Annotated in this window: 13 protein-coding genes and 1 pseudogene; 13 read left to right on the top strand and 1 reads right to left on the bottom strand. The window is 59.9% G+C overall.

Annotated elements, in window-relative coordinates:
- The 9 genes and pseudogenes from C9413_RS04875 to C9413_RS04835 form a co-directional block, all read left to right on the top strand.
- A pseudogene (locus C9413_RS04875) lies at positions 1-863 on the top strand (amylo-alpha-1,6-glucosidase); the annotation flags it as partial.
- Positions 864-1,359: 496 nt separating this feature from the next.
- Positions 1,360-2,406 carry a Gfo/Idh/MocA family oxidoreductase gene (locus C9413_RS04870; RefSeq protein ID WP_210263401.1) on the top strand — a complete coding sequence of 349 codons (1,047 nt, stop codon included), beginning with the start codon at positions 1,360-1,362 and terminating at the stop codon, positions 2,404-2,406.
- 675 nt (positions 2,407-3,081) lie between these two features.
- Positions 3,082-3,525: an acetyl-CoA carboxylase biotin carboxyl carrier protein subunit gene (locus tag C9413_RS04865; protein WP_040116096.1), complete on the top strand. Its 444-nt coding sequence runs from the start codon at positions 3,082-3,084 to the stop codon at positions 3,523-3,525.
- Positions 3,525-4,916, top strand: coding sequence for an acetyl-CoA carboxylase biotin carboxylase subunit (gene accC / locus C9413_RS04860; protein ID WP_040116095.1), 1,392 nt, complete (start codon positions 3,525-3,527; stop codon positions 4,914-4,916). The genes C9413_RS04865 and accC overlap by 1 nt, the downstream gene beginning before the upstream one ends.
- Entirely contained in the window at positions 4,913-5,335 is a 423-nt protein-coding gene (locus tag C9413_RS04855; protein ID WP_040116094.1) for an acetyl-CoA carboxylase, read from the top strand. Before accC ends, C9413_RS04855 begins: the two co-directional genes overlap by 4 nt.
- A complete protein-coding gene (pxpB, locus tag C9413_RS04850; RefSeq protein WP_040116093.1) occupies positions 5,332-6,039 on the top strand; it encodes a 5-oxoprolinase subunit PxpB in 708 nt (235 codons plus the stop codon). The genes C9413_RS04855 and pxpB overlap by 4 nt, the downstream gene beginning before the upstream one ends.
- Complete coding sequence (locus tag C9413_RS04845) at positions 6,036-7,031, top strand: biotin-dependent carboxyltransferase family protein (protein WP_170250233.1); 996 nt, start codon at positions 6,036-6,038, stop codon at positions 7,029-7,031. The genes pxpB and C9413_RS04845 overlap by 4 nt, the downstream gene beginning before the upstream one ends.
- A gap of 31 nt (positions 7,032-7,062) precedes the next feature.
- Positions 7,063-7,830, top strand: coding sequence for a 5-oxoprolinase subunit PxpA (locus tag C9413_RS04840; protein ID WP_040116091.1), 768 nt, complete (start codon positions 7,063-7,065; stop codon positions 7,828-7,830).
- 38 nt (positions 7,831-7,868) lie between these two features.
- Positions 7,869-9,074, top strand: a complete 1,206-nt coding sequence (locus C9413_RS04835; RefSeq protein WP_170250232.1) for a pyridoxal phosphate-dependent aminotransferase — start codon at positions 7,869-7,871, stop codon at positions 9,072-9,074.
- 63 nt (positions 9,075-9,137) lie between these two features.
- On the opposite strand, the gene nac is transcribed toward C9413_RS04835, so the two are convergent.
- The gene (gene nac / locus C9413_RS04830) at positions 9,138-10,043 is read right to left on the bottom strand and encodes a nitrogen assimilation transcriptional regulator NAC (RefSeq protein ID WP_040116089.1); all 906 of its coding nucleotides are present in this window, start codon (positions 10,041-10,043) and stop codon (positions 9,138-9,140) included.
- A gap of 240 nt (positions 10,044-10,283) precedes the next feature.
- Between nac and C9413_RS04825 the strand changes: the two genes are divergently transcribed.
- From C9413_RS04825 to C9413_RS04810, 4 genes are read left to right on the top strand one after another with little or no spacing between them, the layout of a single operon-like run.
- A complete protein-coding gene (locus tag C9413_RS04825) occupies positions 10,284-11,066 on the top strand; it encodes an SDR family oxidoreductase (protein WP_040116088.1) in 783 nt (260 codons plus the stop codon).
- Complete coding sequence (locus C9413_RS04820) at positions 11,063-11,770, top strand: amino acid ABC transporter permease (protein WP_040116087.1); 708 nt, start codon at positions 11,063-11,065, stop codon at positions 11,768-11,770. The genes C9413_RS04825 and C9413_RS04820 overlap by 4 nt, the downstream gene beginning before the upstream one ends.
- A complete protein-coding gene (locus C9413_RS04815; protein ID WP_040116086.1) occupies positions 11,767-12,525 on the top strand; it encodes an amino acid ABC transporter permease in 759 nt (252 codons plus the stop codon). Before C9413_RS04820 ends, C9413_RS04815 begins: the two co-directional genes overlap by 4 nt.
- Complete coding sequence (locus tag C9413_RS04810; protein ID WP_040116085.1) at positions 12,522-13,289, top strand: amino acid ABC transporter ATP-binding protein; 768 nt, start codon at positions 12,522-12,524, stop codon at positions 13,287-13,289. The genes C9413_RS04815 and C9413_RS04810 overlap by 4 nt, the downstream gene beginning before the upstream one ends.
- Position 13,290 lies beyond the last annotated feature (1 nt).

The following is a 13,290-nucleotide window of genomic DNA, read 5'->3' as shown; positions in this document are numbered from 1 at the left end:
GCCAAGACAGCATTTTTCATGCCGACGGCTCCTTGGCAACTGGCCCGATCGCGCTCGCCGAAGTGCAGGCCTATGCGTATGGTGCCTTTATGGCAGCAGCAGAGCTTTGCCGCAAACTTGGCGAACGCCCGCGCGCCGTTGCCTTAACGGCACGCGCAGTTGCCCTGCAGAAGAACTTCGACATTGCATTCTATGACGAGGAATTGGAAACGTATGTTCTGGCCCTCGATGGGTCGAAACGCCCCTGCCGCGTGCGCACATCCAATGCCGGACATGTCCTGCTGACGGGCCTTGCGCTTCCGGGACGTGCCGCGGCCGTCGTCCGCACGCTTTTGAGTGGCACTTCGTTTCCTGGTTGGGGAATACGCACAGTGGCATCGACTGAGGCGCGCTACAATCCCATGAGCTATCACAACGGGTCTATCTGGCCTCACGACAATGCGCTGATCGGGATCGGAATGGCGCGTTACGGACTTAAGCGGGAGGCGGCCAAAATTCTCGAGGGGCTGTTTGCCGCGGCGAGCTACATCGATCTCAGGCGATTGCCCGAACTGATCTGCGGCTTTCCTCGTCGCCGCGCTCAAGGACCGACTTTCTATCCGGTAGCTTGCGCGCCGCAGGCCTGGGCGGCGGCGGCCCCCCTGTCGTTAATACAGTCGTGCCTCGGCATTCTCTTCGACCCGATCGAGGCCCAGGTGACCTTCGATGAACCAGTGCTGCCGACGTTCCTCGACGAAGTGATCCTCAGGAACCTTTCGATTCCCAAAGGAACAATCGACGTTGCAATTCGCCGCTCCAGAGAAAATGTGGTGGTCGATGTGCTTGACAGAAAGGGAGATGTCAAGATTTTAACGGCTGCATGAGAGAGGGCGACGGCCTCAGGAAGAACGTCGCCAAAAGGTCGTAGCAGCAATCGAAAGGCTCGCCGAGACTGATGGGACGCCCTTATCAGGTTTTGGAAGAATTTCACTTTACGAGGATTTCGAACGGCGTTCGCATTTGATTGCGCTGTCGTGTTTTAGAACCGCGGGCTCGAGTGACAGGTATCGCTCTCTGGCTGACGTCTCCGTCGAAGATGCTTGAGAGGACCCCGGCTTTGGTCTGCTGGCGCACGCGCAAACGCTCGAAGTCGCGTCAGTAAGCGATCAAGCCAGTCTGCTTCGGCAACAACAGCCAACGGTCTGGCCCGGCCACCTTGCAGCGGCGGCGCGCGGCTGTAAATTCCACGGGGAATCGGTGTGCTGGTCGAGTAGATGCCGGCCCATTTCGTTTTTTGGGCTTTCCCAACGACCACCGCAGAGAAACTTTGGGCGATCGTCAAGGCGAGACGGTCCGCCCTCAAGCAAAGGAGCGAATTTCGTGTCGCAGAAAATCGTGCTGATGGGAGCAGGGCTGATCGGGCGGGAACATGCCGCGATGCTGCGCGCCAATCCCCGGGTAGAGCTGGTGGGCATCGCAGACGTCTCCGAGGCGGCGAAAGCCGTCGCCGACGAGTTCAGCGCCCGGTTTTTCACGGACGTGCGCGAGATGCTTGACCGGATGAAACCAGACGGTGCCATCATCGCCCTGCCGAATGCCCTGCATGTGGAAGCGGCGCTCGCATGCGTCGAGCGCAACGTTCCCTGCATGGTCGAAAAACCGATCGCCGACTCGCTCGAAGCCGCGATGCGGCTCGTCACGGAGGCCGAGAAGGCGGGCGTGCCGGTGCTCATCGGTCATCAGCGCCGCCACAGCCCGGATATCGCCAAGGCCCGTCAGATCGTTCGCGACGGCGCGCTCGGTCGACTGGTCGCGGTCAACGCCATGTGGATGACGGACAAGCCGGTTCCGTACTTCGACGTGGCGTGGCGCCGCCTGCCGGGAGGCGGCCCGCTCCTCATCAACCTCATCCACGACGTCGACTGCCTCCGCTTCATCTGCGGCGATATCAATGAGGTCATGGCATTCACGTCCAACGCCATACGGTCGTTTGAAGTCGAGGACACGGCGAGCGTCAGCGTCCGCTTCGCGGGCGGCGCTCTCGGGACGCTTTTGATGAGCGATGCGGCCGTATCGCCGTTCAACTGGGATACGGCGGCCGGCCAAGCGCTCTACTTTCCGCATCAACCGGAAAATTCCTATCATCTTGCAGGCACGAAGGCTACGCTGTCGATACCAGGCATGGATATCTGGCGGCATGAGACGGAAGCCGGTCACTGGCAGCATGCTCTGGTGCGCCAGCACGTTACCCTCGACGGCAGCCGCGCCTACGAAAACCAGCTCGACCATTTCGCCGATGTGATCGAAGGCAAGGCCGAACCGCTCATTTCCGCCCGAGATGGCGCGATAACGCTCGCGACGGTGCTGGCGATCTCCCGGGCGGGCCGGGAGCATCGGACGGTCACTGTCTCCGAAATGCTCGCCTGAGCCCTAGGTGGACACAGGGCCAACAGACGGTCCACGCAAAACAGCTCGTCGCGCGACAGATATTAGATCTCCATCGAAGCCAACAGGCTCGGAATGGGCGACACTTCAACCGCTCAACCGAGAGCCATGGAAGTCGCGGGCCTGTAACGACATCGTCGTTATGGCCTTGTAACGCGGATTTTTAGTGATGTCGCAATGGCGGGCCAACTCGAATATGCAAATCAAAACGTCTCCTCGAGTTAGGTGTCCCTGGTTTCTGATCCCCATCAAGGCGAAACCCTGAGACGATTCCAGAAACCAAGATGCGCTGGCCTTTGGCGGTCGATCGCCACCCTTTCGAGCTTGGGCTCTGATCCGTGCCTGCATCTACATCGGGAATCCCACGGCCGCAAAAGTCCGTGTCGGCGTGCTCATTGATCGACGGTCGCTCGACATTCCCCAGTTCGCTGTCCGGCCAAGTTACATGCCGTCAGCCGCACATAGAGAACTGCAAGAACGCCTAAAGGTCGGTCGTGACGCGGCAGCACTCTTGAACGTCTTTCTTTGCGAACTGAGGCCGTCCATCAAAAGTTCTTCTGACCCCATCGTGCAGGTCATCGTGTTACGAAGAATTCAGCCGAACGCGGTCTGAATTGTGCGGACCGTGCTGAGGCAATTTGAATACCGAGTGTGCTTATGGACCTGTCGAAGATAAAGACGCTAATCGCTTTTGTCGGGCGATCGAACATTAGCGAGCTGACGGTGACGGAAAAAGGCGTCACCGTTCGGATCTTCACGACCCCCGGTCAGGCAGCATCACAGGGCGCGGCGCAAGCGCCGAAGGCGGCATCAGCTGGTTCCATCGAGTCCGCTCGCGATGCGTCTTCGGCAACTGCCGAGACCTCGGCTTTCCCCGTGAAGGCGCCTGTCTTCGGCGTCCTGCATCGGGCGCCTGCACCAGGCCAGGAGCCGTTCGTCAAGGTCGGCGACGTGGTGGAGGAAGGACAAACCCTTTTCATCATCGAAGCGATGAAGGTCTTCAACAAAATTGCCGCGCCGCATGCCGGCCGCATTGCGCGACTGACCGAAGTCGACGGCGGAGAAGTCGAGACAGGCGACGTGCTGGCGGAGATTGCGTAATGGCCGAGCCTCTCGACAACACTGCATCTCCTAAGCAAGGTTTCGATACGGTTCTGATCGCCAATCGGGGCGAGATCGCCGCACGGATCCAGCGCGCCTGCAGTGAACTCGGCCTAAAGACTGTGGCCATCTGTTCCGAGGCAGACAGGCAGGCGCTTTACGGCAAGACCGCCGAGAGCTTTTTATGCATCGGTCCCGCGAATGCGGCCAAGAGCTATCTCAATCAGGATGCGATCCTCCTGGCAGCGCGTCTGACCGGCGCGGGGGCCATCCATCCGGGCTATGGCTTCCTGTCGGAAAACGCTGCGTTCTGCGAAGCTGTCGAGAGGGCGGGCTTTGTTTTCATCGGTCCGGAAGCTTCATCGATTGCCACCATGGGCGACAAGATATCGGCTAAGCGGGCGATGATCGCCGCCGGCGTGCCCTGCGTGCCCGGCCCGGATGCGTCGCTTCCCGATGATCCCGCTTCCATCGAGCGCATCGCGCAAGAAATCGGATATCCTGTGATCATCAAGGCTGCCGGCGGCGGAGGCGGAAGAGGCATGCGCGTCGTCCCGGAGGCCTGCTCGCTGCACGAGGCGATCACCTTGACCAGGGAGGAAGCCCGTCAGGCCTTCGGATCCCCAGTGCTCTACATGGAGAAGTACCTCCAGCATCCTCGCCATATCGAGATCCAGGTGCTTTGCGACACCCAAGGCAATGCCGTCTGGCTCGGGCAGCGCGATTGTTCGATGCAGCGCCGTCACCAGAAGGTGGTGGAGGAGGCGCCGGCGCCAGGGATTTCGCCGGATGCGATCCGGCCTGTCGGGATGGCTTGCGCGGAAGCCTGTCGGCAGATCGGCTACCGAGGCGTCGGAACCTTCGAATTCCTCTACGAAAATGGCGCCTTCTATTTCATCGAGATGAATACGCGCCTGCAGGTGGAACATCCCGTCACAGAAATGACCAGCGGCATCGATATCGTCCATGCTCAGATAAGGGTTGCGCAGGGGGAACCCCTGGATTTGCTTCAGGACGACATGAGATGCGAGGGGCATTCTTTCGAATGCCGCATCAACGCCGAGAATCCCGACAGCTTCCTGCCTTCGGCCGGCATTATCGCTGATCTCGCGTTGCCTGAAGGACCAGGCATTCGCGTCGACACCCATATCCATGCCGGCTACCGGGTTTCGCCCTATTACGACTCGTTGATCGCCAAACTCATCGTGCATGCGCCGATCCGGGCGGAAGCGATGGCGAAAATGCGAGAGGCGTTGGCTGCCACACGCGTAGAAGGGATCGCTACCAACCTTCCACTCCTGCGCGCGCTGTTCGAGGACGAGACGTTCATCCGTGGCGAGACGGATATCCACTACCTCGAGCAATGGCTCAAGCAGCGGAGGCCGACATGAGCGCGATCGACTTCAGCGATCCTGCGGCCATTGCAGTCCTGACGGACGCGCTGACGGCAGCCGGCGTGGACGGCCTGGAAATCTCCAAACCGGGCGGACAGCTTCGCATCGTCGTTTCGAAGGAAGAGGGTATCCAAGTCGCCCGGACAGGAAACGCGCAGCCGACGGCGGCACTGTCAGTGATCGTCAAGGCGCCGATGGCGGGGCGCTTTTGCGTCTCGCATCCCGCAGCACCGGTTGACGTCAAACAACTGCCGCATGAGGTTTCCGAAAAAGACGTGATCGGTTTCATCCGCATCGGTTCCGTCCTGCTTCCCATGACCGCTGGCCGGTCTGGTTTGCTGACTAGGCTGCTTTCAGAGCGCGATGCCCTAGTCGGTTTTGGTGATCCCCTGTTTGAAATCGAGCAGCAATCATGATTGCCACATTGAACAACCTTTCGCCGCAACGCGAAATCGTCGCGGCCGCCAAAGGCCGGGCGCGGGTCTCCTTCATTGGGGCGCGATCCTTCCTGCTTGAAACTTCAGGCGATTTCGATCTTGCCTCCCAGCGATGGATCTGGGCTTTGTCGCAAACAGTAAAGGGTTGGGCGGACATCGCGGAAGTGATACCCGGCATGACCAATCTTCTGGCTATCTGCAAGGAGACGCCCGAGGATCCCGAAATCGTCGTCAGCCGATTGCTGGAGGCATGGAATAATGCCCAAAGCCTCGATCTGGCGGGGAAGACGATCGAAATTCCGGTCCACTACGGCGGGCCATATGCGACTGATCTTCCCGCCTTGTGCGAGTTTTCCGGACTAAGCGACCGGGACGTCGTACGCATTCACTATGAAGCGACCTATCGCGTATTCGCCTTGGGCAGCGCCCCGGGCTTTGGCTATCTGCATGGCCTCGATCCCCGGATATGCATGCCCAGAAAGGCAGTCCCATCGTTGAGGATGGAGAAAGGCTGCGTGACGATTGGCGGAATGCAGACGGGCGTTGCGATGCTGACCGGACCGAATGGATGGAACTCCATAGGCTATGCGCAACTGCAGATGTTCGATCCGGCTTCATCGATACCGGCCCTGATGGCGCCGGGCGATACCGTGCGCTTCGTGCCGGCAAGGATCGAGCTATGATCGAGATCGTCGAAACCGGCCCATTCAATACGGTGCAGGATCTTGGCCGCCCCGGCTATCGCGATATCGGTGTGTCTGCCGGCGGCGCCATGGATCCGTTCGCTGTCAGGATCGGCAACATCCTCGTTGGCAACGATGAAGATGCGGCGGCAATAGAGGTGCAGACCTTTCCATTCAAATTGCTCTTCGACGTGCACACCGTCTTCGCCGTAACAGGCGCCGACGGCCAACTGGTGCTCGATGGCAGGGAACTGCTCGCCTGGTGCACGCATGTCGCTGAGGCGGGCCAGGTTCTCGAACTGAAGCAGCCGCCGACGCTGGCGCGCGCTTATATCGCGATCGGGGGAGGGCTTGATGTACCGGTTCTCATGGGCTCGCGAAGCACGGCGCTTCGGGGCGGATTCGGCGGCAATGCCGGGCGTCCTCTCATCAATGGGGACAGGATAGAAATCGGCTCAACACTTGATGAACTCCCGCTGCCGGCCAACGGTATCGCCGTCGTTGCGCCGGCCGTCGCGCTCGGCGATGTCTTTCCCGCCCCCATCGACGGCGCGTTGCCGGTCCGAGCGATAGCCGCCGGCGAGCAAGAGCTGTTTGTCTCAGATGGCGACGCCTTCTGGAGCCAGATCTGGCATATTTCTTCTCGCAGCGACCGCACCGGCTATCGTCTGTCCGGGGAGCCAATCAAGCCCACGAAGACGATCGAGATGCGCTCCCATGGCGTCGTTCCGGGCGTGATCCAGGTGCCGCCTCAAGGGGAGCCGATCATTCAGATGAGTGACGCCAATACGGCGGGTGGCTATCCGAAAATCGCCGGAGTCATCGAATGCGATCTGTGGCGGCTCGGCCAGGCGCGCGTGGGCAGCCGGGTGCGGTTCGTGCGCTCGACGCATGCTGAAGCGCGTGCCGTTGAGCAGGCCGTTGCCCGGTATGTCGAGGATGTCCAGCGAACGTCACAAATGGTCAAGCGCGCTTTGAGGGCGATGGCATGACGATAGTTCAACGGCTCAATAGGAGGAGGCGGTGAAGTTCGATCTGAATTCCGACATGGGCGAAGGTTTCGGTCCTTACCGGCTATGCGATGACGAGGCGATGATGAAGATCGTATCATCCGCCAACATCGCCTGCGGCTTTCACGGCGGTGACCCGGACACGATGGCGCGCATGGTGCGTCTTGCGAAACAAAACGGCGTCGGCATCGGTGCGCATCCAGGCCTTCCGGATCGGGCCGGTTTCGGGCGGCGCGAGATTTCATTCCATCCGGATGAACTTCGCCAGCAGATGCTCTACCAGCTCGGCGCGCTGAGCGCGATCGCCAAGAGCGAAGGCGTGACCGTCGGCCATTTCAGCTTTCATGCAGCCATGGGCAATATGGTCAATCGCGATCCCGTGCTCGCCGATCTGATGATGGATGCCATTTCCACTGTAGACTCGCGCCTCGTGGTATTCGTTTCTCCTAAGAGCGAAATCGAAAGGGCGGCGAAACGTGCCGGGCTCAAGACGCTGGCGCTGTTTTTGGCAGACCGCGCCTATGACGGCGGTGGCAAGCTGGTGGCGCGCGGTCTGCCGGGCGCCCTGGTCAAGGACGAGGCCTCCGTGCGGGTGCGCGTTCGCCAGTTCCTGACCGACGGTACCGTCGAGGCCATCGACGGCACTGTCATCGCAATGACGGCCCGATCGATCCTCGTCCATAGCGATACGCCCGGCGCGCTGGAGCTTGCCCGCATCATCCGCAGCGAAATGGAGGCTTCCGGCGCTACCTTCGCGCCTGCGGCCGAACTTGCTTCCTGATTGAGCCCTACGGTTCATCTCACCGAAAGATCATGTCGATGTCTTCCATAGCCGACCGTCTAAAAAACGTTTCCATCTCCGCTTCCGCAGCCATGACCCAACGTGCCAGGGAGCTGGCCGCCAGGGGCATCAAGGTTGTCAGCCTTTCCTCCGGGGAGCCGGACTTTCCGACGCCGGCTCATGCGATCGAGGCGGCCCATGCAGCAGCACTCAGCGGCGACACCAAGTATCCACCGATGGATGGAACGCCGGCGCTCAAGGCCGCGGTCAGCAGGAAGTTCAAGCGGGACAACAATCTTGATTACAATGCCAGCCAGATCGTCGTTTCCGGCGGCGGCAAGCAGGTGATCTTCAATGCGATGCTCGCGACCTGCAATCCGGGCGATGAAGTCGTCATTCCCACACCGTCGTGGGTCAGCTATGCCGATATCGTCAAGTTCGCCGGCGGTATTCCGGTGGCCGTGCCGTGTTTCGAACAGGCCGGTTTCAAGCTGCGCCCCGAGGATCTCGAAGCGGCGATCACGCCGCGCACCAAGTGGCTTATCCTGAACTTCCCGAACAATCCGACAGGGGCGGCCTGCTCGCGTGCAGACATGGCCGCGATCGCGGAGGTCATGCACCGTCATCCGCAGGTCTGGATTCTCACCGACGACATCTACGAGTTTCTGATCTATGGTGAGTTCGAGTTTTGCACAATCGCCGATGCTGACCCCAGTCTCTACGATCGCGTCCTGACGATGAATGGTGTTTCCAAGGCCTATGCTATGACGGGCTGGCGGTTGGGGGATTGCGCCAGCGGTTCGAAGGAACTGATCGCCGCGATCAGCAACGTCAACGGTCAAAATGGTGGCGGGATCACCACCGTCACGCAGGCCGCGGCCATTGCCGCGCTGGACGGGCCTCAAGATCTCCTCAAGGAGCGGGCGGCAATCTACAGGGAAAGACGCGATTTCGTCCTCGGCCAGCTGGCGAAGATCGAAGGGCTGCGCTGCCACAAGCCCGACGGCGCCTTCTACATCTATCCCAACATCTCCGGATTGATCGGCAAGACCACGAAGGGCGGGCGCAAGATCGAGACCGACGTCGATTTCGTCATGGCGCTCGTGGACGAGCATCACGTCGCGACTGTACAGGGTGCCGCCTATGGCATGAGCCCCTATTTCCGCATTTCCTACGCGACAAGCATGGAAATGCTCAATGAGGGCTGCGCACGCATCGCCCAGTTCTGCGGGGATATGCGCTAACTCGTGACCGCAGCCTTCCGGTCCGGTTGCCGGGCCGGAGGGCATTCGTCCTGCTCGCGGGCTCTAAAGTTTCAGCCGCCCGGTCAGTTCGACGAGAATGTCCTTGACGGCGAATGCCGGCTCTGACAGCGAACTCTGATCGGACGTGCAAAGTGACAGCGTTTCCTCGAGCCTGGGAGAGAGCAGCCGGCAAACGAGAGGCTCGCTCGATTCCGACACGATGCGATCGGCAATGGCCTTCGGCATGATGGTCGCTCCGAGGCCCGTTCCTACAGCGCGGGCGAGCGTCCGCACGATTTCGACTTCCGCCACGACCTTGAGATTGATTCGACTGCGCGTGAATGCGGTATCCACCGCGCGGCGCACGAAATTGTAGATCGGCGGCAACAGCATCGGCAATCCGTCGAGCGCTCCAACCGGAATGGGTTTGGAATCCGCTTCGATGGCGAAGTCGCGATGTGCCACGAGGTAGAATTCTTCACTCAGAATCGGTTCGAACCGGACGCCCTTGATCGGGCCGACCCCGTGGATCAGGGCCATTTCCAGCCTGCCGTTCATGATCATCTGACTATAGGTCTGGCCGACGCTTTCGGTCAGGTGAAGCAGAATACCGGGATGCCGTTTTCTTGTCTCGGCCAGGAGTTCGACAGACAGCGTGGCGGCGCTGCTGAACGGCACGAGCCCCACGGAAACGCGCCCTGCAAGCGAATTACCGGCGGCCGCGGCGTCTGCCTGCGCCTGTTCCATCTGACGCAGGATGATCTGGGCATGCCGGTAGACCGCATGGCCTGCGTCGGTCATGGTGACGCCCTGCTGGCTGCGGATCAGCAGTTTCTGGCCGAAATGTTCCTCAAGTGCCGCCAGTTGCTGGCTCAGTGCCGGCTGGGCAAGATGCAGGATGTCCGCCGCACGCGTGATGCTGCCGCTGTCCACGATGACGATGAAGGATTTGAGGCGTCTTATATCCATGGGGAATTGGCATTGTGTGATCTTCGCTGGAGCATGTTTACAGACGCGCCCCTGTTTTGCAAAGCGACCCTGGACGAAAGCCGTCTTCACCCTCAATAAAGGCGATAATTCCGGTGTTTTGGATCGTCCGTCCGTCGCCCGCCGATCTCCATAAAAGTTGCTTATTACTCCAAAAGTAATCGGTCTTAGGCAGGGCGTTAAAGCTCCGTTATTGTCCACAGCAACGACAAGGGGATCAAAATGCCATTCTCCGATTACAGGACCGCATTGGTCACCGGCGCTTCCTCCGGCATTGGTGCCGCAGTCGTAGAGCGGCTTTGCCGAGAGAATCTCGAAGTGCATGCGATCGCTCGCAGCACCGGAGCCCTGAAGGAGCTGGCCGAGCGCACGGGCTGCATTGCGCACGTCATTGATGTGACTGATCGGGCGGCAATTGCCGATCTCGCGAACCGTGTGCAATTCGACATTCTGGTCAACAATGCCGGCGTCGACCGGCCGAAGAAGTTCCTCGAAGCGGACGAAGGAGATATCGATCTCCTGGTCGACGTCAATCTTCGTGCCGTCCTGCACCTTTGCCGTCTGATCGTGCCTGGAATGGTGGCGCGCGATTGCGGACACGTCATCAACATCTCCTCGATCGCCGGCAACTACAATTTCGGCGGCAATTCAACGTATCATGCTGTCAAGGCAGGTGTTGCCATGTTGTCGAACCAGTTGCGGATCGACGCATTCGGCAAGCGCGTGCGGGTGACGGAAATCTGTCCCGGCCGCGTCGCAACGGACATCTTTAACCACGTCCACGGCGATGATCCGAGCGTCCGCGAGCGCTTCATCGACGGTTTCGAATTGCCTCAGGCCGCTGACATCGCGGAGGCGATCGCATTCGCAATCGCCGCGCCTGTCGCGGTGAATATCGGCCACATGGAGATCACGCCGACGCTTCAGGTGATGGGCGGCTTGCAGACGGCCAAGCCGGAAAAGACTTTTCCCGAGGCGGGCAAATCCGGGGAGCCGAAGCGGTGAGCGGCTTCGATCTTTCGGCAATCTTGAGCAATCCGGAATACGTCGAGATGCTTCTGCACGGCATCGAAATGACGTTCGTCATCTATATAGGTTCGTGGCTGCTGGCGATGACGCTCGCGCTTTTGTTTTTGGGCCTGCGTTTTTCACCGCTGCGGTTCGGTGATCCGGTTGTCGCCGCCTATGTGTCCTATCATAGGAACGTTCCTACCCTCGTCCAGCTCATGCTTTGGTATTTCGGCATATTCACGCTGATGCCGCAGGGGTGGATAACCTGGCTCGCCGGCCACAATGCCGAAGCCATCTTTGCGATTATCGGACTGGGACTTTGCCAGGCCGCCTATTTCAGCGAGGATCTGCGTTCTGGCCTGCGCTCCGTCAATCCTGGTCAGATGGAAGCCGCCAAGGCCCTTGGGCACAGTTATATCTCGGCGATGCGTTTCGTGATCATGCCGCAGGGTGTTCGCAATGCGCTGCCGCCGCTCATAAACCACAGCGTTTCCCTCTTCAAGAATAGCAGCCTTGCTCTCGTCATCGGCGCATCGGAGCTCACGCATGCCGTGAAGGAAATTGAGAACTTGAGCTTCAGGACATTCGAAATCTACCTGGTCGGCACGGTTCTCTATCTCTTTTTCTCGCTCCTGATCATGACCGGCGGCGCCTACCTCTCGATGCGCGCAGATCCTGCACGGAGTGCACGCGCATGATCAACGACATCATCGCGATCATCAAAGACTACTGGCTGCTGCTGTTGATCGGCCAGTATCCAAACGGGCCGCTGGGCGGGCTCGCCAATACTCTCATCCTTTCGGCACTCAGCATCGCTCTCGCTTTTCCTGTCAGCATTCTTTTCGCGTTGGCCAGGTTGTCGAAATGGCCGATGCTGCGCTGGCCAGTCACCGCTCTCGTCTATGTCACGCGCGGCGTACCTTTGTTGATGCTCATCCTTTGGAGCTATTTCCTCGTCCCGCTCTGGACTGGGGCGGATGTTCCGAGTTTCGTGACCATGCTCACGACGCTTGTGGTCTATCAGGGCGCCTTCTTGAGTGAAGTGGTCCGTGCGGGGATTGTCGCGCTCGGGCACGGCCAAATGGAAGCCGCTCGAGCGCTTGGACACAGTTACCTTGGTGCGATGCGCTACATCATCCTGCCGCAGGCGCTCTACAACATGATACCGAGCATCATCTCGACGTTTGTCTCCACAATCAAGGACACGACGCTCGGATATGTGATCAACGTGCCGGATCTCACCTTCGCGGCCAGTCAGGTCAACAACCAGCTTCTGACGCAGCCTTTCCAGGTGTTCCTCATTCTCGCGATTGTCTACTACGCAATCTGCTGGAGCCTGACCCACGTCGCAAATCGTCTCGAGCGGCGCATCGCGCGCCGGCGCGCCGGTCCATCCAGCCTGCGCGCAGCACCCTTGGTTGCGACCTCAAAAATCGTATCGGAGCAGCTATGAGCACTTCAATTCCATCGACGCAGGAATTGCAGACGATCCGCCTTTCGAATGTCTGCAAGAGCTATGGCGACTATCCGGTCTTGAAGGACATTGATGCCGAAGTGTCCCAGGGAGAGGTCGTGGTCATATGCGGACCGTCTGGTTCGGGAAAGTCCACGCTGATCCGCACCATCAACCGGCTTGAGGAGATCAGCAGCGGATCGATAACACTCGAGGGGCGCAATATTCACGCGCCAATGCGTGCGAAAGAACTCAATCTTCTTCGTAGCCGCATCGGCTTCGTGTTCCAGAGCTTCAATCTTTTTCCGCATCTGTCGGTGCTCGACAACGTGTCGATGTCGCCGATCAGGGTGAAGGGTGTTGCGCCCGACGCGGCGCGCGACAAGGCGAACAAGCTTCTCGACCGTGTTGGTCTGGCCGACAAGGCCCATTCCTATCCAGGTCAATTGTCTGGCGGACAGCAGCAGCGCGTCGCCATTGCCCGCGCACTCGCCATGGAGCCGCCGGTGATGCTCTTCGATGAACCCACGAGCGCGCTCGATCCGGAAATGGTTGGCGAAGTGCTGAGCGTCATGAAAAGCCTGGCAGCCGAGGGCATGACCATGCTCTGCGTCACCCACGAAATGGGCTTCGCGCGTGATGTCGCAGACCGCATCTGGTTTATCGACGCGGGGCAGATCCTTGAGACGGCGTCTCCCGAAGGCTTCTTCAAGAGCCCGCGCCATCCTCGTGCCCAGCGCTTCCTGGCCGATCTACGGCATTAAA

The sequence above is a fragment of the Rhizobium sp. SEMIA 4085 genome, from assembly GCF_013004495.1.
Classification (GTDB): domain Bacteria; phylum Pseudomonadota; class Alphaproteobacteria; order Rhizobiales; family Rhizobiaceae; genus Rhizobium; species Rhizobium gallicum.
The sequence above is the reverse complement of the archived record's forward strand: the minus strand, read 5'-3'. Positions and strand labels throughout refer to the sequence as shown.